This window comes from Sphingomonas pollutisoli (genome assembly GCF_029167165.1).
Lineage (GTDB): Bacteria > Pseudomonadota > Alphaproteobacteria > Sphingomonadales > Sphingomonadaceae > Sphingomonas > Sphingomonas pollutisoli.
Map to the genome: position 1 here is coordinate 139,262 of NZ_JARFNJ010000002.1, position 19,732 is coordinate 158,993.

Annotated in this window: 17 protein-coding genes and 1 pseudogene; 9 read left to right on the forward strand and 9 right to left on the reverse strand. The window is 67.5% G+C overall.

Annotated elements, in window-relative coordinates:
- Positions 1-62 precede the first annotated feature (62 nt).
- The 4 genes from PX554_RS04085 to PX554_RS04100 are packed head-to-tail and all read left to right on the forward strand — an operon-like array spanning position 63 to position 7,669.
- Positions 63-1,805, forward strand: coding sequence for a non-ribosomal peptide synthetase (locus tag PX554_RS04085; RefSeq protein ID WP_275499206.1), 1,743 nt, complete (start codon positions 63-65; stop codon positions 1,803-1,805).
- Entirely contained in the window at positions 1,805-3,025 is a 1,221-nt protein-coding gene (locus PX554_RS04090; protein WP_275499208.1) for a cytochrome P450, read from the forward strand. Before PX554_RS04085 ends, PX554_RS04090 begins: the two co-directional genes overlap by 1 nt.
- Complete coding sequence (locus PX554_RS04095; protein ID WP_275499210.1) at positions 3,022-7,011, forward strand: non-ribosomal peptide synthetase; 3,990 nt, start codon at positions 3,022-3,024, stop codon at positions 7,009-7,011. The genes PX554_RS04090 and PX554_RS04095 overlap by 4 nt, the downstream gene beginning before the upstream one ends.
- Positions 6,932-7,669: a 4'-phosphopantetheinyl transferase family protein gene (locus PX554_RS04100; protein WP_275499212.1), complete on the forward strand. Its 738-nt coding sequence runs from the start codon at positions 6,932-6,934 to the stop codon at positions 7,667-7,669. The genes PX554_RS04095 and PX554_RS04100 overlap by 80 nt, the downstream gene beginning before the upstream one ends.
- A gap of 161 nt (positions 7,670-7,830) precedes the next feature.
- Here PX554_RS04100 and msrB read toward each other — a convergent pair whose 3' ends face one another.
- The 3 genes from msrB to PX554_RS04115 form a co-directional block, all read right to left on the reverse strand.
- Positions 7,831-8,280: a peptide-methionine (R)-S-oxide reductase MsrB gene (gene msrB, locus PX554_RS04105; protein ID WP_275499213.1), complete on the reverse strand. Its 450-nt coding sequence runs from the start codon at positions 8,278-8,280 to the stop codon at positions 7,831-7,833.
- Positions 8,281-8,316: 36 nt separating this feature from the next.
- Entirely contained in the window at positions 8,317-8,637 is a 321-nt protein-coding gene (locus PX554_RS04110; protein WP_275499215.1) for a DUF2218 domain-containing protein, read from the reverse strand.
- 82 nt (positions 8,638-8,719) lie between these two features.
- Positions 8,720-9,307 carry a PadR family transcriptional regulator gene (locus PX554_RS04115; RefSeq protein ID WP_420833416.1) on the reverse strand — a complete coding sequence of 196 codons (588 nt, stop codon included), beginning with the start codon at positions 9,305-9,307 and terminating at the stop codon, positions 8,720-8,722.
- Positions 9,308-9,406: 99 nt separating this feature from the next.
- Between PX554_RS04115 and PX554_RS04120 the strand changes: the two genes are divergently transcribed.
- The gene (locus PX554_RS04120) at positions 9,407-10,717 is read left to right on the forward strand and encodes a replication-associated recombination protein A (RefSeq protein ID WP_275499217.1); all 1,311 of its coding nucleotides are present in this window, start codon (positions 9,407-9,409) and stop codon (positions 10,715-10,717) included.
- A gap of 98 nt (positions 10,718-10,815) precedes the next feature.
- Positions 10,816-11,964, forward strand: a complete 1,149-nt coding sequence (locus PX554_RS04125) for an aminotransferase class I/II-fold pyridoxal phosphate-dependent enzyme (protein ID WP_275499219.1) — start codon at positions 10,816-10,818, stop codon at positions 11,962-11,964.
- Between the two features lie 81 nt (positions 11,965-12,045).
- Here PX554_RS04125 and PX554_RS04130 read toward each other — a convergent pair whose 3' ends face one another.
- Positions 12,046-12,681 (reverse strand): peptidylprolyl isomerase, encoded by a 636-nt coding sequence (locus PX554_RS04130; protein WP_420833417.1) that lies wholly within the window; start codon positions 12,679-12,681, stop codon positions 12,046-12,048.
- Between the two features lie 201 nt (positions 12,682-12,882).
- Between PX554_RS04130 and PX554_RS04135 the strand changes: the two genes are divergently transcribed.
- Together PX554_RS04135 and dinB are read left to right on the forward strand one after the other, a co-directional pair.
- Complete coding sequence (locus tag PX554_RS04135; RefSeq protein ID WP_093220717.1) at positions 12,883-14,133, forward strand: aminotransferase class V-fold PLP-dependent enzyme; 1,251 nt, start codon at positions 12,883-12,885, stop codon at positions 14,131-14,133.
- A 76-nt stretch (positions 14,134-14,209) separates the two neighbouring features.
- A complete protein-coding gene (dinB, locus tag PX554_RS04140; RefSeq protein ID WP_275499976.1) occupies positions 14,210-15,289 on the forward strand; it encodes a DNA polymerase IV in 1,080 nt (359 codons plus the stop codon).
- Here dinB and PX554_RS04145 read toward each other — a convergent pair.
- Both PX554_RS04145 and PX554_RS26650 read right to left on the reverse strand, forming a co-directional pair.
- Entirely contained in the window at positions 15,286-15,879 is a 594-nt protein-coding gene (locus PX554_RS04145) for a TetR/AcrR family transcriptional regulator (RefSeq protein ID WP_275499222.1), read from the reverse strand. The two genes, dinB and PX554_RS04145, sit on opposite strands and share 4 nt — an antisense overlap.
- Positions 15,880-15,973: 94 nt before the next feature.
- Positions 15,974-16,027, reverse strand: a pseudogene (locus tag PX554_RS26650) (hypothetical protein); the annotation flags it as partial.
- 11 nt (positions 16,028-16,038) lie between these two features.
- Here PX554_RS26650 and PX554_RS04150 point away from each other — a divergent pair.
- Positions 16,039-16,971: an SDR family NAD(P)-dependent oxidoreductase gene (locus PX554_RS04150; protein WP_420833421.1), complete on the forward strand. Its 933-nt coding sequence runs from the start codon at positions 16,039-16,041 to the stop codon at positions 16,969-16,971.
- A gap of 46 nt (positions 16,972-17,017) precedes the next feature.
- Here the strand turns inward: PX554_RS04150 and PX554_RS04155 are convergent, their stop codons facing one another.
- From PX554_RS04155 to PX554_RS04165, 3 genes are all read right to left on the reverse strand, one after another.
- On the reverse strand, positions 17,018-17,806 hold the full coding sequence (locus tag PX554_RS04155; RefSeq protein WP_275499226.1) for an SDR family NAD(P)-dependent oxidoreductase: 789 nt from the start codon (positions 17,804-17,806) through the stop codon (positions 17,018-17,020).
- 127 nt (positions 17,807-17,933) lie between these two features.
- Positions 17,934-19,118 carry a zinc-dependent alcohol dehydrogenase gene (locus PX554_RS04160; RefSeq protein WP_093220729.1) on the reverse strand — a complete coding sequence of 395 codons (1,185 nt, stop codon included), beginning with the start codon at positions 19,116-19,118 and terminating at the stop codon, positions 17,934-17,936.
- Positions 19,118-19,702: an SRPBCC family protein gene (locus PX554_RS04165; RefSeq protein WP_275499229.1), complete on the reverse strand. Its 585-nt coding sequence runs from the start codon at positions 19,700-19,702 to the stop codon at positions 19,118-19,120. The genes PX554_RS04160 and PX554_RS04165 overlap by 1 nt, the downstream gene beginning before the upstream one ends.
- Positions 19,703-19,732 lie beyond the last annotated feature (30 nt).

Here is a 19,732-nt window from a genome sequence, read left to right on the forward strand (position 1 = left end):
CGGCGGATTAAGGGTTACCTCACTTTTTTTTGGTTGGGTGCGCGCAACTTGGGGAGATACCAATGCTCGACCTGCCGGCGACGGAGACCCTGTCGCGCCCTATCCGCCTCCGAATCGGAGAGATCGCGCGTGGCGCTGGTGCCGCCGTGGCGATCGAGTCGCCGGGCGGATCGCTGAGCTATGCGGCGCTCGATGCGCGCGCCGCCGCGCTCGCCGGTGCGCTCGCGTCGCGCGGCGTGACGCCCGGCGCGACCGTCGCGGTGTGCCTGCCGCGCTCGGCCGAGCAGATCGTCGCCTTGCTCGCGGTGTGGTATGCGGGCGCCGCGTATCTGCCGCTCGATCCGGCCTGGCCCGAGGCGCGGCTCGCCGCGTTCGTGACGCGCGCCGGCTGTGCGGCGGCGATCGCGCCGCGCGGCGCCGCGATCGGCACCGTCACGCCTGACGATACCGACGACGCCGTTTCGGCTGAAGCGAGCGATCTCGCCTATGTCATCTTCACCTCGGGTTCGAGCGGCGAACCGAAGGCGGTCGAGGTCGGGCACGACAATCTCGCCGCGCTGGTCGATTGGCATCTGGGCGCCTTCGCGATCGGGGCCGGCACGCGCAGCGCGCACCTCGCCGGGCTGGGGTTCGACGCGGCGGCATGGGAAATATGGCCGACGCTCGCGGCGGGCGGCACGCTCTGTCTTCCCGATGATGCGGTACGGCTCGATCCGTGTGCGCTCCGCGACTGGCTGGTGCGTGAACGTGTCGAGGTCGCCTTCGCGCCGACCGCCCTCGCCGAGCCCCTCGCGACGATGGACTGGCCGGCGGACGCGCCGCTCCGGGTGCTGCTGACGGGCGCCGACAAGCTGACGGTGCGGCCGAAACCCGGCCAGCCGTTCACGTTCGTCAACAATTACGGCCCGACCGAATGCACCGTGGTCGCGACCTCGGGCGCGGTCGCGGCGGAAGGGGTCGGTCTGCCCTCGATCGGCGCGGCGATCCCCGGCACCACGATCCATCTGCTCGATCCCGCCGGCGACGCGGTGACGCCCGGCGCGCCCGGCGAGATCCACATCGGCGGCGCGCAGGTCGCACGCGGTTACCGCGGCGATCCGGCACTGACCGCGGCGCGCTTCGTCACGCATCCGCGGTACGGCCGGCTGTATCGCACCGGCGATCTCGCGCTGCGGCTGGAGGACGGCGACTACGCATTCCTCGGTCGCGTCGACGGACAGGTGAAGGTGCGCGGCCACCGCATCGAACCCGCCGAAATCGCCGCTGCCCTCCATCGCCTCCCCGAGATCGCCGCCAGCCACGTCCTCGTTCGCGACGGCGAACTGGTCGCCTATGTCACGTTGAACGGCGAGGTGACGGCGGGCGCGCTGCGCGCCGCGCTCGGCGAGGCATTGCCGGACTATATGGTGCCGACGCATTTCGCCCGGCTCGACGCGATGCCGCTCACCACGAACGGCAAGATCGACGTGCGCGCGCTACCGGACCCGGCCAGCGCCGCCCTGACCGAAAGCACCGGCGCGCGCGCGCCCCAAACACCGACCGAGCTTCGGCTGTTCGAAATCGTCGGCGACGTGCTCGGGCACCGGGACTTCGGCGTCGATGACGACTTCTTCCTGCTCGGCGGGCACTCGCTGCTCGGCACGCAGGTCATCATCCGCGCGCGCGACGCCTTCGGCATCGATCTGTCCCTATTCCATCTGTTCGAGGCGGCGACCGTCGCCAAGCTGGCCGACGTCGTCGAGACGCTTATCTTCGCGAAGATCGCGGCGATGAGCGACGAGGACATCGAGAGGCTATCGGCATAATGGCGACCCGCCCGGTTTCCGATCCGTCGCTCAGCCTGTTCCGGCTGCTCGACCCCACGGTCCTTGCCGATCCCTATCCGCTGTACGCGCGGCTGCGGAGCGAAGACCCGGTCTATTGGGATCCGTATCTGCATAGCTGGGTGGTGACGCGCTACCGCGACGTGCACGCGGTGCTGCACAAATTCTCGGCGGATCGTACCCCCTCGCCCGATCTGATGCGCTCGCTCGGCCTCGGTTCGATCGAGCCGATCGCGGCGGTGATGGTCAAGCAGATGCTGTTCCTCGATCCGCCCAACCACACCATCCTGCGCAAGCTCTGCTCGACCGCATTCACCCCGCGCCGCGTGGAGGCGCTGGAGGATCGCGTCGTGTCGGTCGCCAACCGGCTGATCGACGCGGCGCTCGCGCGCGGTGAGATGGACGTGATGGCCGATTTCGCCGAGCCCTTCCCCTCGATCGTCTTCGCGCATCTGATGGGGGTGCCAGAGGCGGATCACGCGCAGCTCAAATCCTGGTCGGCCGATTACGCGCAGATGCTCGGCAATTTCTCGCACAACCCGGACGGCATCGCGAGGGTGCTGAAGAGCACCGCCGACATGATCGCCTATTTCCAGCACGCTATCCACAGCGGCTCGCTCAAGGACGGCCTCGTCAAATCGCTGGTCGAAGCCGAGATCGACGGCCAAAAACTGACCGAGGAAGAGGTGATCGCCAATGCCATCGTGACGATGGTGGGCGGGCAGGAAACCACCACCAACCTGATCGGCAGCGGGCTGCTGACGCTGTTACGCCAGCCCGAAAAGTTCGCCGAGTTGCGCGACCGGCCCGACATCATCGAAACCGCGATCGAGGAACTGCTGCGCTACGAAAGCCCGTCGCAGCACACGTCGCGGATCGCGACCGAGGACACCGTGATGGGCGGCAAGCTCATCAAGAAGGGCACGCCGGTGATGGCGGTCATGGCCGCCGCCAACCGCGACCCCGAGCGTTTCGCCAACCCCGACGCGCTCGATTTCGAGCGCAAGGACAATCGCCACATGGCGTTCGGCTGGGCGGCGCATTTCTGCTTCGGCGCGCCGCTCGCGCGGATGGAGGGGCGTATCGCGTTCCGCCTCCTGCTCGACCGACTCAGGAACCTCTCGCTGTCCGAGCAGACGCTCGAATGGCGCGAGAATCTCGGCCTGCGCGGCCTAAAGGCTTTACAGGTGACATTCGGATGAACATGCCCGCCAAGATCGATGCCGCGCAGGCGCGTCGCGACCTGCTCGCCAGGATGCTCGCGGGCAATGCCGCGACGGCGGCGTCCGCCCCCGAGCCGATCCGCCCGCGCGATCCTGACCGCGTCATCCCGCTCACCGCCGAGCAGAACCAGCTCTGGCTGCACGCGCAGATGGCGCCGGAAATGCCGCTCTACAACGAGTCGATCACGATCCACCGGCTCGGCCGCTACGATCACGCGGCGATGGAGCGCGCTCTGACCGAGGTGGTGCGCCGCCACGCGATCTGGCGTTCGGCGATCGTCGAGGTCGATGGCGATTACGTGATGGAGGTCGCCCCTCCGACGCCGATCTCCCTCGCGATCATAGACATCAGCCATGTGCCCGAGGCTGAGCGCGAGGCGGAGGCGGTACGCCTCGCCACCGAAGACGCCCGTGCGCCGATCGCGCCGGATAAAGCTCCGCTGTTCCGCGCCCGCGTCGTCAAGCTGAGCGACGAGGAGCATCGGCTGTATCTGACGCTGCACCATGTCATCTTCGACGGGGTTTCGATCTACAAGACGCTGGTGCCCGAACTGGCCGCGCTGGTCGATGCCTATGAAGCGGGCAGGCCCTCGCCGCTGCCCGAGCCGGTGCTGCAATATGCCGACTACGCGGTCTGGCAGGCGGACCGCGACCCCGGCGACGACTATCGCCGCCAGCTCGATTTCTGGCGCGAGCAACTCGCCGAACCGATCCCGCGCCTCGACGTGGTGGGTGACCGGCCGCGCGCGGCGCTGCCGACCCATGCCGGTTCGATGGAGGTGTTCGACCTCGACACGCCGCTGGTCGAGCGCCTGAAGGCGATCGCGCGCGCGGAGAACGCGACGCTCTATTCGGTGCTGCTCGCCGGCTACACGGCGATGCTGTTCCGCTATACCGGGGACGAGGACATCATCGTCGGTGGCGTCACCGACACGCGGCGGCGGCCCGAGTTGCAGCCGTTGATGGGCTATTTCCTCAACACCATGGCGATCCGCAGCCGTCCGACGGGCACGACGCCGTTCCGCGAGTATCTCGCGGCGGTGAAGCGCAGCGTGATCGGCGCGCTGGGGGCGAGCGACGTGCCGTTCGACAAATTGGTCCGTGCGCTGGACATCAAGCGCGGCACGGGTACGCATCCTCTGTTCAACACGCTGTTCTCGATCGAGCCGCCGGTCGATCCGTTCCCGTCGGGCTGGGATCTGACGCAGATGGACGTGACCGTCGGCGCGGCCAAATATGATCTGTACCTCGAGCTCGACGAGCGGCCCGACGGCGGCATGGCCGGGCGCTTCCTCTATTCGACCGAACTGTTCGACGCGAGCACGATCCGCCGCATGGCCGGCCATTGGGTGCGGCTGCTCGAGGGCGTCGCCGCCGATCCGGGAACGCCGCTGGCGAAGCTGCCGATGCTGGCGGCGGACGAGCGGGATCGTCTCGCCGCCGAATGGAACCGGACGGCGCGCGCCCTGCCCTATGCGAGCGTGGTCGACTGGGTGGCGGCAAAGGCCGCAGCCGAGCCGGACACGGTCGTGATAGAACAGGCTGGCGAAGGCTGGACCTACGCCGAACTCGCGCACTCCGCCGATGCGATCGCGGCGGAGCTGGCGTCGCGGGGGGTCGGGCCGGGCGCGTTGGTCGGCCTGTCGCTCGAACGCACGCCGTATATGATCGCAGCGATGCTCGGCGTGGCGAAGACGGGCGCCGCCTATCTGCCGCTCGACCCTGGATTCCCGCGCGCGCGGCTCGCGATGATCGTCGAGAGCGCGCGCCCGGCGCTGATCCTCGTCGAGCCCACCACTGAACACGCGCCGCCGCAGGACGCCGCGCCTCTGGTGCGGCTCGATCGCCACTGGCCGCACCGCCCCTTCACCGCGCCGGCGATCGACCCCGAGGCGCCCGCATACGTGCTCTATACATCGGGCTCGACCGGCAAGCCCAAGGGCGTCGAGATCCCGCACGCGGCGCTCGTCAACTTCCTGGTCGGGATGGAGGGCAGCCTCGACCTCGCGCCGCGCCAGTCGATCCTCGCGATCACGACTTTGTCGTTCGACATCGCCGAACTGGAGATCTGGCTGCCGCTGGTGACGGGCGGCAAGGTCCATCTCGCCACGCGCGAGACCGCCACCGACATGATCGCGCTCGCCGAGGATGTCGAGCGGCTCAAGCCCGATATCCTACAGGCGACCCCGGCGACCTGGCGCGGACTCATCGAGGCGGGATGGGCGGGTTCGCCGGCCCTCACCGCGCTGTGCGGCGGCGAGAAACTGCCGCGTGCGCTGGCGGACCAGTTGCTGCCCCGCGTCGGCGCATTGTGGAATATGTACGGCCCGACCGAGACGACGATCTGGTCGACCGTCGCCAGGGTCGAGCCGATCGGCCCGATCACGATCGGCCGGCCCATCGCCAATACGACGATCCGCATCCTCGACGAACATGGCAATGATCGTCCGGTCGGCGCCGTCGGCGAATTGTGCATCGGCGGGCGCGGTGTCGCCACCGGCTATCGCGAACGCCCCGATCTGACCGAGGCCAAATTCATCGAGCATGACGGCGAGCGGCTGTACAAGACCGGCGATCTCGCGCGCTGGCGTCCCGACGGAATGCTCGAATGCCTCGGCCGTACCGATCATGAGGAGAAGATTCGCGGCTTCCGCGTCGCGATCGAGGAAGTCGAAGGCGCGCTGGCGGCGTTGCCCGGCGTCTCGGCGGCGGTGGTGAAGGCGTGGCCCGATCCGAGCGGCGAGCGCGCCCTGGTCGGCTATCTGGTCGGCACCGGCGAGATAGCGGACTGGCGCGAGTCGCTGGGCGCGACCCTGCCCGATTACATGATCCCGACGCGCTTCGTCGTGCTCGACACGCTGCCGCAGACTCCCAACGGCAAGATCGACCGAAACGCGCTGCCCGAACCGGGCAAGGCTTCGATCACCGACGATGCCCCGTTGGAGACGCCCGAACAGGTGAAGCTCGCGACGATCTGGCGCGACGTGCTCAAGGCGGATGTGACATCGCGCAACGCCGATTTCTTCGATCTCGGCGGCCATTCGCTGCTGATCGCGCGGCTGATCCGGCGGATCGCCAAGGATTACGGCGTCAAGCTGCCGATGGCCGCGCTGTTCCAGGCGCCGCGCCTCGCCGACATGGCCGAGATCATCGCGGGTGGGAAAGGCATCGAGAACCCCGCCGTCGCGCCAATCCAGCCGAACGGATCGCAACCACCGATCATCTGGCTGGACGGCGGCTCGACCTTCCGCCCGCTCGCCGAGCGGCTCGGACCGGATCAGCCGTTCTACGGCGTCTCCACCGCCGCGATCATCGAGGCGGCGGGCGGCACGCCGAGCAGGGATTTCCGCAAGACCGCCGATCTCATCATCGCCGCGCTGCGCCAGATCCAGCCGAACGGGCCGTACCGGATCGGCGGCTGGTGTACGTCGGGCATCCTCGCCTATGCGGTCGCGACCCAACTCGAGGCGGCGGGTGACGAGGTACGGCTGCTGATGCTCGCGCACCCCTTCCATCCGGTACGCGCGCGACAGATCGGCGCGGCGCGGTTCTTCCTCAGCAAGTTCAAATATCATCTCGACAAGACCTTCGCGCAACCCAAGGGCAAGCGCTGGCATTATTTCGTCGATCGCTTGCGTGGCCTCTCCGACGCGGCGGCGCTGGCGGGCGGGCGCGAGGCGGTGTTGCAGCCGAAGATCCAGTCACGGCTCGATTATGCCGCGAGCCACTATACGCCCCCCGCGTACCATGGCGACGTGATCCTGTTCCAGCCCGACGACCATCCCGGCGTGCTCGATTTCGTCGAGGATTGGCGCGCGCAGGTGCGTGGCCAGTTCGACGCGCACATCATTCCCGGTGGCCATCGCACGATGCTCGAACCGCCCAATGTCGATATTTTCGCCGATCTCCTGCGCGCCCGGCTGGCGCGCGCGAACGCCGAGGCGGCGCGCCAGCGTCGCGCCTGAGCGATTGGCGGCGGCAGAGCTCCACTTCGGCAGCCTTGATGTCGCGGAGGACGAGGTCGGGCGGGTGCTGGCGATGCTCGATCCGGCCGAGCGGGCACGTGCGGCGCGCTTTGCTTTCGCGCGCGACCGGCGCCGCTTCATCGTGCGCCGCGCCCGGCTGCGCGCAGTGCTGGCGGATGCGACCGGGGTGGCGGCGGAGCGTCTCGTTTACACCGAGAATGCCTATGGCAAGCCGGCGCTGGTGGATGGACCCAAGTTCAGCGCCTCGCACTCGCACGAACTATGGGCGGTCGCGGTATCCGATCGCGAACTCGGCCTCGACGTGGAATATCGTCAGCCCGGCATAGACTGGCGCGATCTGGCGGCGGGACTGTTCGGCGCGGGCGAACGCACCGCGCTCGCCGCGCTTGCGGAGGACGACGCGGCGCGCGGCTTCTTCGATTGCTGGGCGCGCAAGGAAGCGTTCGTCAAGGCGATCGGCATCGGGCTGTCGTATCCCCTCGATGCGTTCGCGGTGTCGGTCACGCCCGAGGCGCGGTTGCTTTCGGGGGCCGACGGATGGGCCATCGCCAGCGTGGCGCTGGCGGACGGCTATTCCGGCGCGCTGGTGATCGAGGACGACGCACCACCCCGGATCATCTCTCACCCCTCGCGCTGAGCGTCACACAGGCGCCGCGCTCGGGCTCACGTGCTTCGACGAGCTCAACACGAACGGATTGGCACGGTCACACCACCAACCGTTCGTGTCGAGCGAAGTCGAGACACCTGCGCTCCGCCCAGTCCCTCGACTACGCTCGGGACGAACGGATCAACCGCAACTTACGCCACCTCTTCGACCTGCGGCAGATAGTCGCCATACCCTTGCGCGACCATGTCGTCGCGGTGGACGAAGCGGAGCGACGCCGAGTTGATGCAATAGCGCAGCCCACCGCGATCACGCGGACCGTCGTCGAAGACGTGGCCGAGGTGACTGTCGCCATGTTTCGAGCGGACTTCGGTGCGGATCATCCCGTGAGAGGCGTCACGCAACTCGGCGACGTTGGCGGGCTCGATCGGCTTGGTGAAGCTCGGCCAGCCGCAGCCGGATTCGAACTTGTCCGAGGACGCGAACAGCGGCTCGCCCGAGACGATATCGACATAGATGCCCGGCTCCTTGTTGTAGAGCAAAGGCCCGGTGCCGGGGCGTTCGGTGCCCGATTGCTGCGTCACGCGGTATTGTTCGGGGGTCAGCGCCGCGACGGCGGCGTCGGTCTTCTCATACTGTGCCATGATGGATCTCCGTTCGCCGCCGGATATAGGGCGCGCTCAGCCCCGCTTCCAGTCGAACGCCAGTGGCGCCTCGCGGAAGGCGAAGCGGTCGAGGTGGCGGGCGACCGCGCCCTCCAATCCTTCGAGCTGTTCGTCAGAGCTGGCGTCGATCCGCACGTCCAGCCCGCCGTCTCGCGCGTCGAACGTCACCAGCGCGTCGGCCGGCCAGTCAGCGCCACGCGCGTCCTTGGGGAAGACGATCGTGCCGTGGTCAGGGGTGAATTCGACCGCGAGATTGTGCTGCCAGTGCTTGCACAGTTGCTGGAGGTATTTGCTCGCGCTTTCGGTCGGCACGGTGGCGGTGGCGCTGATGGTCATGATTACATCCTTTCTCACCGGGGCGCTTGACCCCGGTGCAACGATCGCGAGGCGCTTGCGGAGCATCTGCAAGCGCGTCATCTCAGAGGCGCTCGATCTTCTGCGCGGCCTCATCGAGCAGCGCTGTGATCCGGTGCAGCGTCTCGGTGTCGACATCCTCGGCCGTCAGCCGGTTCTGCAGCGCCATGCGCAAATTGCCCATCGCCCGGCGGATCGGCGCGCCGTCCGTACGGGCGCTGTGCTTGCCGACCTCCGCCAGCCGCGCAAACAGCGCCTCGACCAGTTCGGCATTCTCGGCGAGATGGGCGGCGCCCGCTTCCGTCGCGGTGAACAGCTTCTTCGCGCCCTCGCTCTTGCCCGCCTCGATCAGCCCCATGTCGTCGAGCAGGGTCAGCGTGGGATAGACCACGCCGGGGCTCGGCGCGTAGGCGCCGCCGGTCAGTTCCTCGATCTGGCGGATCAGATCATAGCCGTGGCGCGGCGTGTCCGCGATCAGCTTCAAGAGCACGAGCTTCAGTTCGCCGCCGTCGAACATCCGGCGCGCACGCCCGCCGCCCATTCCACGCCCCTCGCCCCAGCCGCCGCCGAATCCGCCCCGGCCCATGCCGTGATGGTGGTGACCATGATGGCCGTGGCCAAAGCCGCCGGCCCGTTTGTTGAAACCAAACATATCGTTCCTTTCTATAACACGATGCAACTAAGATATATCTTGAGTCGTTTCGCGCAAGTCCGGCTGTGCATTTTTTTCCCCGCACCCTATCTTGGGCGCATGGCCGACCTCTTCGCCGGATATGATCCCCCCGCCACGCCCGACGTGCCCGACACCGCGCCGCTCGCCGACCGGCTGCGCCCGCAGCGGCTCGCGGATGTCGTCGGCCAGGATCACCTCACCGGCCCCGAGGGCGCGATCGGGCGGATGGTCGCGGCGGGACGGCTTTCGTCGATGATCCTGTGGGGGCCGCCCGGCACCGGCAAGACCACGATCGCGCGGCTGCTCGCCGATGCGGTCGGGTTGCGCTTCGTCGCGATCTCGGCGGTGTTCTCGGGCGTGGCCGATCTCAAGAAGGCGTTCGCCGAGGCGCGCGACCATGCCCGGATCGGGAAGCGCACGCTGCTGTTCGTGGACGAGATCCACCGCTTCAACCGCGCGCAGCAGGACGGTTTCCTGCCCTATGTCGAGGACGGCACCGTCACCCTGGTCGGCGCGACCACCGAAAATCCGTCGTTCGAACTCAACGCCGCCTTGCTCAGCCGCGCGCAGGTGCTGATCCTGCGCCGGCTCGATGCCGCCGCGCTCGAACTGCTTCTATCGCGCGGGGAAGCTCTGGAGCGCCGCCCCCTGCCCCTCACGCCCGAGGCGCGCGAGGCGATCGTCGCCAGCGCCGACGGCGACGGCCGCTTCCTGCTCAACCAGGCCGAGACGTTGTTTTCGGTCGATCTGCCCGAGCCGCTCGATCCCGCCGGGCTGTCGGCGTTCCTGCAACGCCGCGTCGCGGTGTATGACAAGGATCGCGAAGGCCACTACAACCTCATCTCCGCGCTCCACAAATCGCTGCGCGGCAGCGACCCCCAGGCCGCGCTCTATTATCTCGCGCGAATGCTCACCGCCGGCGAGGAACCGCTCTACGTGCTGCGGCGGATCGTGCGCTTTGCGTCAGAAGATATCGGCCTCGCCGATTCGAACGCGCTGGTGGTGTGCCTCGCGGCCAAGGAGTCCTACGAATTCCTCGGCAGCCCCGAAGGCGAACTCGCGATCGCGCACGCGTGCCTGTATTGCGCGACCGCGCCCAAATCGAACGCGGCCTACACAGCGCAGAAGGCGGCGTGGCGGGTCGCGAAGGAGACCGGCTCGCTGATGCCGCCGCAGAACATCCTCAACGCGCCGACCAAGCTGATGAAGGACATCGGCTATGGCAAGGATTACGCCTACGACCACGATACCGACGAGGGCTATTCGGGCGCGAACTACTGGCCCGAGGAGATGGCGCCGCAGACCTTCTACACGCCGACCGACCGCGGCCTCGAAAAGCGCATCGCGGAGCGGATGGCGTGGTGGGCGGAGCTGAAGGGCAAGTCGTGAGCGCCGCGAGATCGCGCGCCGACATGATGGCGCCGAGACGCCCGAAGACCTTTCGCAGCGGCCTTTGTCTCCGGCGCGGCGCGCGCTAAGCACGCGGGATGACCGCGACGATCGACCCGTTCCACGCCATCGCCATCAGCCGCGCCGCGCACCAACTCGCCGCCGAGGGGCGATCGGTGATCCACATGGAGTTCGGCCAGCCCTCGACCGGGGCGCCGGCTGCGGCGATCGCCGAGGCGCACCGCATCCTCGACAACGACGGCATGGGCTATTGGGAGAGCAGCCCGCTCAAGCGCCGGATCGCGCAACATTATGCCGACAGCTACGGTGTGTCGATCGATCCCGAACAGGTGATCCTCACCTGCGGCGCCTCCCCCGCCTTCGTGCTCGCGCTCTCCTGCCTGTTCGCGCCCGGCGACCGCGTGGCGTTCGCGCGGCCGGGCTATGTCTCCTACCGCAACACGGTGAAGGCGCTGTTCCTCGAACCGGTCGAGATCGGCTGCGGCGCGGCGGAGCGCTTCCAGATCACCGCCGCCGCGATCGAGGCGCTCGATCCCGCGCCGCAAGGGCTGATCCTCGCCAGCCCCGCCAACCCGACCGGCACGATCATCGCGCCCGACGAACTGAGCGCGATCGTGGCGGTGTGCCGCCGGCGCGGCATCCGCATCATCTCGGACGAAATCTATCACGGCCTCAGCTACGGCGATGCGGCCCGATCGGTGTTGCAGGACGAGCCCGACGCGCTGATCGTCAACAGCTTCTCCAAATATTTCAGCATGGCCGGCTGGCGGCTCGGCTGGCTGGTGGTGCCGCCCGCGCTGATCGACGCCGCGCGGGCGCGGATGGGTAATCTGTTCCTCACCCCGCCCTCGCTCGCGCAGCATGCCGGGCTGGTCGCGTTCGATTGCCGCGACGAGCTGGAAGGGCATATCCGCACCTATGCGACCAACCGCGCACTGCTGCTCGATGCGCTCCCCGCGCTCGGCCTGCGCCGCATCGCGCCGCCCGATGGCGCGTTCTACATCTACGCCGATATCGGCCATCTGACCGATGACAGCATGGCGTTCTGCATGGATCTGCTGATGGACACCGGCGTGACGACCGCCCCAGGAATCGACTTCGATCCGGTCGATGGGCACCGCTTCATGCGCTTCAGCTTCGCGGTCTCGACCGATCGGATCGAGGACGCGCTGCGGCGGATGACGCCGTGGTTCGCGGGGCGGTCACTTCTACCCCGTTCGTCCTAAGCTTGTCGAAGGACGTGTCCCGCAGTTCAGCGTTAGAGGCACGTGCTTCGACAAGCTCAGCACGAACGGGTTGGTGCGGTCTCACAGCCCCTTGAACATCAGCCACACCTTGGGGCGGCCGGTCGGCTTCGGCGTTCCGTCCAGCCGCACCGCATGGACGATCTTGATCGGGTGGACCAGCATCTGCCCCTTCATCTCCTCGTCGCCACCCGGCGCGGTCGGCATCGCCAGCATGCGTTTCACCACGTCCATCCCGCTCAGGACATGGCCGAACACCGCATAGCCGGGCGAGCCCGGCTTGGCGTCGAGATTGGGGCTCGGGCCAACCAGCAGCGAGAAATTGGCCGAACCGGACGCGGGGTTGGCGTAGCGCGCCATCGAGATCGCGCCGCTGACATGGCGCAGCCCGGTCTGGTTGGTCGGTTCGAGCGGCAGCATGTCGAGCTTGCGCCGCGCGTCGGTGCCGATCCCGCCCTGTACGAAGCCGAGGTCCGGGTGCCCGGCCTTGCGCGAGGCGCGGTAGAAACTCGTCCCGTCGAGCCGTCCGTCATCGACATATTGCAGGAAATTGACCGCCGTCTTCGGCGCGTGGCGGTAATCGATGGCCAGCGTGATCGGCCCGGCCGAGGTATCGAGCCGCACGCGCACCACCGGCGGCTCGACCGGCGCCGCCCCGATCAACAACGCCGCACCACAGGCAAGACCCAGAAACCGCACGCACGTCTCCCTTTTCGTCAGCATATCGGACCAGGACCGGTTCCACGTTCACACCTGAACGCTGGCTGAGGGACGCGCGATCCGATCAAGCCGTCTTGCCGACCGGCGCGGTTCAGGCAAGACTGTCGCCGAGACGGGCGAAGCATCGTCAGCGGGGAGAGGCGGAGGGCTTGGGGAAAACCATAGTCGGGGGGCGTCGTAATGAACAAACGGGATTTCCTGAAGGCCGCCGGCGCCGCGTCGCTCGCCGCCTTGCTCGATACGCCGGGTCTGGCCGCGCGCGCGCCGGAAGACCTCGCGCGGGACGAAGCGTTCTGGGCCGAGATCCGCAGCCATTTCCCGACCGACAACCGCTTCATCAATCTCGAAAACGGCTTCTACTGTTTCCAGCCCAGCGACGTATTCGACGCCTTCGTCGCCAACGCGCGGGCGGTCAACGGCGAGGCATCGCATTACATGCGTACCCGCCTCGACACCGACGTGGTGAAGATACGCACCGCCGTCGCCGCGCTGGCGGCCGTGCCGGTCGAGGAACTGGTGGTCACGCGCAACACCACCGAATCGCTCGATACCGTCATCAACGGCATCCCCTGGCAAGCCGGCGACGAAGCGGTGATGGCGACGCAGGACTATGGCTCGATGATGGATATGTTCGCGCTCCAGGCGCGGCGCCACGGCATCGTGAACCGCATCGTGCGATTGCCGCTCGATCCGGCGAGCGACGCCGAGATCGTCGAAACGTACCGCAAGGCGATCACCCCCAGGACCAAATTGCTGATGGTGTCGCACATCGTCGGCGGTACGGGTCAGGTGCTGCCGGTCGCGGCGATCTGCGACATGGCGCATGGCCTCGGCGTGCCGGTGATGGTCGATGGCGCGCACAGCTTCGCACATCTCGATTTCAAGATCGCCGATCTGCGCTGCGACTATTTCGGCGCGTCGCTACACAAATGGCTGTCGGCGCCGCTCGGCCTCGGCGTGCTGTGGGTGCGGCGCGATCGCATCGCCGGGCTGTGGCCGATGTTCGGCGATGCCAGCATGGCCGACGACGATATCCGCAAGCTCAACCACCGTGGCACCCACCCGGTCCACAGCGACCTGACGCTACCGCGTGCGATCGCCTTCCACGAGGCGATCGGCGCTGAACGCAAGATGGCGCGGCTGCGCTTCCTCCAGCAGAGCTGGACCAGCCGCGCGCGTGCGATCCGTGGCGTGTACCTCAACACGCCGCGCGATCCGGCGCGGACCTGTGCGATCGCCAACGTCGGGCTGAACGGGCTCGCCCCGGCGATGCTGGCGGAGACGCTGCTGAAGGACCACAATATCTACACCGTCGCGATCGACCGCGGCGAGGTGAAGGGCGTGCGCGTGACGCCGCAAATCTATACATCGCCGGCGGAACTCGACGCGCTGGTGGCGGCGCTGACGAAGATCGCCGGGCGGGCGGCTTAGCCGGCCACGCAGCTTCGGACGCGACCTATTCGCGGTTCGCGTTCCCCTTCCGTTCGATATGCGCTATCCTCGGCGCATGGACGTGCGCAAGATCATCCATATCGACATGGACGCCTTCTACGCGTCGGTCGAGCAGCGCGACGATCCGACGCTGCGGGGCAAGCCCGTCGCGGTCGGATCGGCGTCGGCGCGCGGCGTGGTTGCGGCGGCGAGCTATGAGGCGCGCGCGTTCGGGGTGAAGTCCGCTTTGCCGTCGGTAACGGCGCTGCGCCGGTGCCGGGACTTGGTGTTCGTGCGGCCGCGCTTCGACGTGTACAAATCGGTCTCGCGTCAGATCCACGCGATCTTCGCCGAATTCACGCCGATCATCCAGCCGCTGTCGCTCGACGAGGCCTATCTCGACGTCACCGCGAACCTCCGCGACCTGCCGACCGCCTGGGCCACGGCCAAGGCGATCCGCGCGCGCATCCTCGAGGAGACCGGCCTCACCGCCTCGGCGGGGATTTCGTACAACAAGTTCCTCGCCAAGCTCGCCTCGGATCATCGCAAACCCAACGGCCAGTTCGCGGTGACGCCCGAAATGGGCGCGGCCTGGGTCGAGACGCTGCCGGTGTCGCGCTTCCACGGCGTCGGCCCCGTCACCGCGCGGAAAATGGCGTCGCTCGGCATCGAGACCGGCGCCGATCTCCGCGCCAAATCGCGCGCGTTCCTCGCCGAGCATTTCGGCAGTTCGGCGGACTGGTATTTCGCCATCGCGCGCGGCATCGACGATCGCCCGGTCAATCCCAACCGCATCCGCAAATCCTCCGGCTCGGAAACGACCTTCCGCGACGATCTCACCGAGCCGGCCGAGATCGAAGCGGGCGTGCTGGAAATGGCCGAGGACGTCTGGCGCTGGTGCGAAGGCGCGCAGGCGTTCGGCCGCACCGTGACGGTGAAGGTCAAATATCAGGATTTCCAGCAGATCACCCGCAGCCGCAGCGCCGCCCGCCCGATCCGCAGCCGCGCCGACCTGCACGATGCCAGCCTGGCGCTGATCCGCTCGGTGTTGCCGACGCCCAAAGGTATCCGGCTGGTCGGCGTGACCGTCTCCAATTTCGACGGCGCCGACACCGAGGCGCTGCCGCTGTTCGAGGGATTGCCCGGCCGGGGTTAGTCGCGTCCCTGGCTCGGCACGCGCAGCCCCGCGATCAGGATATCCACCATCGCGCGCGCGCTCGCCTCCCAGCCCGGCTCGGCGCTGACATTGGCGACGCCGATCACCGCGCGAAGCAGATCGAGCGGCGGTACGGTCAGGGTGATCTCGCCGCTCGCGACCGCGCGCGCGGTGAGCAACGTCATCGCGTCACTCATCTGCGCGCCCGACGCCGCATAGATTTCCGCGCTGTCGCAAACCATCGTCGCGAGCGCGCCGGCGATGATCTGCTTGGTCGCGAAATACTCGACGAACAGCAGCATCCACGCGCGCAGCGCCTCGATCGGCGGCCGTTCGGCGGCGAGCCGCTCGGCGGCGGCGGCAAGCTGGTTCGCCTCGTTGCGATAGACCTGTACGATCAGCGCCTCACGCGTCGGGAAATGGCGGTAGAGTGTGCCGATCCCCACCCCCGCCGCGCGCGCGATCTCTTCCAGACCCGCGTCCATTCCCTTGCTGGCGAACACGCTCTTGGCGGTGGCGAGCAGCTTGAGCCGGTTGCGCTCGGCATCGGCACGCGGTTTTCGAACGGGAGTTTTCGCCGAATCCGCCACTCTGTTACGCCAGCCCCTTGAAAGCGGAGGATGCCTCCGCATATAAGCGGCGACGTTATTGTGGCACCCTAACACGGGAATGCCGATCGCGTCGTCAGCCTTCTTCTAAAGGAACAGCACATGGTTCAGCAATTTGGCGCGACCTCCACCACCGACGAAGTGCTCGCCGGCGTCGATCTGTCGGGCAGGCGCATCCTCGTCACCGGTGTTTCGGCCGGGCTCGGTGTCGAGACCGCGCGCGCGCTCGCCGCGCATGGCGCGCAGGTGGTGGGTGCCGCGCGCGATCTCGCCAAGGCCGGGGCCGCAACCGAGGTGGTGCGTGCGGCCGCCGCGAACGGCGGCGGTCTGGAGTTGATCGAACTCGATCTCGCCAACCTGGCCAGCGTGCGCGCCGCCGCCGACGCGCTGGTCGCGAAGGGCGAACCGTTCGATGTGGTGATCGCCAATGCCGGCGTGATGGCGGCGCCGTTCGGCCACACCACCGATGGCTTCGAAACCCAGTTCGGCACCAATCACCTCGGCCATTTCGTCTTCATCAACCGCATCGCGTCGCTGCTGCGGCCGGGCGGGCGGGTGGTGAGCCTGGCATCGGCCGGTCATCGCTTCGCCAATGTCGATCTCGACGATCCCAATTTCACGCGCGGCGATTATGATCCGTGGGTCGCCTATGGCCGTTCCAAGACTGCCAACATCCTGTTCGCGGTCGAGTTCGACCGGCGCCACCGCGCGCGTGGCGTACGCGCCGCGGCGGTGCATCCCGGCGGCATCCAGACCGAACTTAGCCGCCACCTCGAAGACGGCGCGATCGAGGCGATGATCGCACAGATCAACGCCGATCTCGCCGCCGAGGGCAAGCCCCCCTTCGAACTGAAGACGATCCCGCAGGGCGCGGCGACATCGGTATGGGCCGCCGTCGTCGGCGAGGCCGACGAGATCGGCGGGCGCTATTGCGAGGATTGCCACGTCGCCACCAACGTCACCGACGGCCCGCTCAGCGTCGCGAGCGAGGGCGTGCGCTCCTATGCGCTCGACCCCGACAACGCCAGGGCGCTGTGGGCGAAGAGCGAGGAGATGGTCGGCGAAGTGTTCTGACGAACCGAAGAGGCCGCGACCATCAGGTCGCGGCCTCTCATTTGCCTCAAGCGTCCGGCGCGGTGCCCGGTTCGGCCATCTTGCGGTGCTGCTCGGCGAGCACCGACGCGGGCGTTACATGCGCGGCGGCGACCTGTAGCTTGTTCTTCCAGCCCGATACGATGCTGGCCTTGCCCGCCATCAGCGCGTCCCAGCCATCCTTCGCCACGTCGGCCGGATCGCTCTTGCTGTCGCTCGTACCGACCGACGTATCCATCATGCCGCCGCGCTCGAAGAATTCGGTCTCGACCGGCCCCGGCATCAACGTGGTCAGCGTGACGCCCTTCGACTCCTTGATCTCGTTGCGCAGCGCATCGGTGAAGCTGTCGACGAACGCCTTGGTGCCGTTGTACACCGCCTGGAACGCGCCGGGGATGAACCCCGCGATCGAGCCGGTGACGAGCACCTTGCCGGCGTCGCGCGCGACCATCGGCTTGAGCACCTTCTGGAGCAGATAGGCGGTGCCGACGATGTTGGTGTCGACCACCCGCCGCCAATCGGCGAGATCCTGATCGAGAAACGCGTGGCCCAGCCCGCGCCCGGCGTTGGCGCACAGCAGATCGACCTGCCGGCCGCCGGTCGCCGCCAGCAACTGATCGACGCCCTCGATCGTCGAGAGATCGGCCTCGACCCATTGCACCTGGGTGCCGAACTGCTCGAAGTCGGTCGCCGCCGCTTCGATCAGCGGTTCGTCGGCGACGACGAGAATGTCATACCCGTCCTTCGCCGCGAGTGTGGCCAGTTCGAAACCGATGCCGGTCGAGGCGCCGGTGATGATCGCGAATGTGTCAGCCATGATCTCATCCTTCTTCTCCCCTCCCTGGTCAGGGAGGGGTCGGGGGTGGGTCGGTTTACGAGGAAGCGCGGTGACCACCATTAGCCCACCCTCCCCCAGCCCCTCCCTTCCAGGGAGGGGAGCAAGGTCACGCGGCGGCGAAATCGGGCTTGAGCACGACCTTCGTCACCACGTCCTGATCGTCGTGGAACATCTTGTAGCCCTTGGGCGCATCCTCGAGCGCCATCCGGTGCGAGATCAGGAATTCGGTATCGATCTTGTCTTCCATGATCGCGTTGAGCAGCCCGGGCAGATAATGCTGGACGTGGGTCTGCCCGGTCTTGAGCGTAAGCCCCTTCTCCATCACGGCGCCGAGCGGGAATTTGTCGACGAACCCGCCATAGACGCCGGGCATGGAGACGCGGCCGCCCTTGCGGCACGCGAGGATCGCCTGCCGGATCGCGTGCGGACGGTCGGTGCCGAGCATCAGCGACGCCTTGATCTGATCGACGACATTGTCGGCGAAGAAACCGTGCGCTTCCAGCCCGACGCTGTCGATCACCGCGTCGGGGCCGATCCCGCCGGTCATCTGCATCAGCGCCTCGTAGGTCTCGGTCTCGCCGAAGTTGATCGTCTCGGCACCAAATCGCTTCGCGAGTTCGAGCCGGCGCGGGAAATGGTCGATCGCGATCACGCGCTCGGCCCCCATCAGGAAGGCCGATTGCACCGCGAACAGCCCCACCGGCCCGCATCCCCAGACCGCGACGGTATCGCCCGGTTCGATCTCGGCATTCTCCGCCGCCATCCAGCCGGTCGGCAGAATGTCCGAGAGGAACAGCACCTTGTCGTCCGCGACGCCGTCGGGAATGACGATCGGGCCGACGTCGCTGAACGGCACGCGGACATATTCCGCCTGGCCACCAGCATAGCCGCCGGTCATGTGGCTGTAGCCGAACAGGCCGCTCATCGGCTGGCCGTAAAGTTCCTGCGCGATGTCCTGGTTGTCGGCGGGCAGGCCGTTGTCGCACGCCGAATATTGGTGCTTGCCGCAATGATAACAGCTTCCGCACGATATCGTGAACGGCACGACGACGCGCTGCCCCTTCTTGAGCGTCGATTTGGCGCCGATCTCCACCACCTCGCCCATGAACTCGTGCCCGAGGATGTCGCCGGCCTGCATCGTCGGGATATAGCCGTCGTACAGATGCAGGTCCGAGCCGCAGATCGCGGTCGAGGTGACCTTGATGATCGCGTCGCGCGGGTTGAGGATTTCGGGATCATCGACCGTATCGACGCGAACGTCGTGACGGCCGTGCCAGGCGAGTGCGCGCATCAGGCCTTCTCCTCTTCGAATTGCTCGCGGGTTCGCGCCGACGTGGCGATCTCGCCGGTTTCCATGAGCTGCTTGAAACGGCGCAGGTCGCGCCGTGCCTGGATGGCAGGTTCGCGCTGGAACATCTTGGCGACCAGCTTGCCGATCGTGCCGCCGGGCGGGTCGTACAGCACCGTCGCGGTGACGACAGTGCCGCGCGCACCGGCATCGCGAAAGTCGATGCGGCCGCTGTTGGGCACGTCCGCCCCGTCCTCCGAAGCCCAGGCGATCAGTTCGTTTTCGCGTTCCTCGGTGATGATGGCGGTCCATTCGACGGTGCGGCCGCCGGGTGCCTTGACCGTCCAGTGCGAACGCCGGTCGTCGATCGGCGCGACCGCGACGACATTGTCCATGAAGCTCGCGAGGTTCCGGAAATCGCGCCAATAGGCGTAGAGTTCGGCGACGGGGCGGTTGATCGTCACCGCGCGCGCGACCAGGCTGTCGCCATTGGGTTCGAGCAGCGCGTTTGTCGCCTCGTCGACCGCGCCGGATCGTTTGGAAGTGGCGAGCGGCGCGTCGTCGGTCTGAAAGTCGGTTTCTGCCATGGCGTCCTCCGTGTTGCAGGGGGAGATCGC

Bases quoted from the DNA above. Each gene is read 5' to 3' on its own strand.
- PX554_RS04085 (WP_275499206.1), top strand. From the start codon at position 63: ATGCTCGACCTGCCGGCGACGGAGACCCTGTCGCGCCCTATCCGCCTC.
- PX554_RS04090 (WP_275499208.1), top strand. From the start codon at position 1,805: ATGGCGACCCGCCCGGTTTCCGATCCGTCGCTCAGCCTGTTCCGGCTG.
- PX554_RS04095 (WP_275499210.1), top strand. From the start codon at position 3,022: ATGAACATGCCCGCCAAGATCGATGCCGCGCAGGCGCGTCGCGACCTG.
- PX554_RS04100 (WP_275499212.1), top strand. From the start codon at position 6,932: ATGTCGATATTTTCGCCGATCTCCTGCGCGCCCGGCTGGCGCGCGCGA.
- msrB (WP_275499213.1), bottom strand. From the start codon at position 8,280: ATGGCACAGTATGAGAAGACCGACGCCGCCGTCGCGGCGCTGACCCCC.
- PX554_RS04110 (WP_275499215.1), bottom strand. From the start codon at position 8,637: ATGACCATCAGCGCCACCGCCACCGTGCCGACCGAAAGCGCGAGCAAA.
- PX554_RS04115 (WP_420833416.1), bottom strand. From the start codon at position 9,307: ATGTTTGGTTTCAACAAACGGGCCGGCGGCTTTGGCCACGGCCATCAT.
- PX554_RS04120 (WP_275499217.1), top strand. From the start codon at position 9,407: ATGGCCGACCTCTTCGCCGGATATGATCCCCCCGCCACGCCCGACGTG.
- PX554_RS04125 (WP_275499219.1), top strand. From the start codon at position 10,816: ATGACCGCGACGATCGACCCGTTCCACGCCATCGCCATCAGCCGCGCC.
- PX554_RS04135 (WP_093220717.1), top strand. From the start codon at position 12,883: ATGAACAAACGGGATTTCCTGAAGGCCGCCGGCGCCGCGTCGCTCGCC.
- dinB (WP_275499976.1), top strand. From the start codon at position 14,210: ATGGACGTGCGCAAGATCATCCATATCGACATGGACGCCTTCTACGCG.
- PX554_RS04155 (WP_275499226.1), bottom strand. From the start codon at position 17,806: ATGGCTGACACATTCGCGATCATCACCGGCGCCTCGACCGGCATCGGT.
- PX554_RS04160 (WP_093220729.1), bottom strand. From the start codon at position 19,118: ATGCGCGCACTCGCCTGGCACGGCCGTCACGACGTTCGCGTCGATACG.
- PX554_RS04165 (WP_275499229.1), bottom strand. From the start codon at position 19,702: ATGGCAGAAACCGACTTTCAGACCGACGACGCGCCGCTCGCCACTTCC.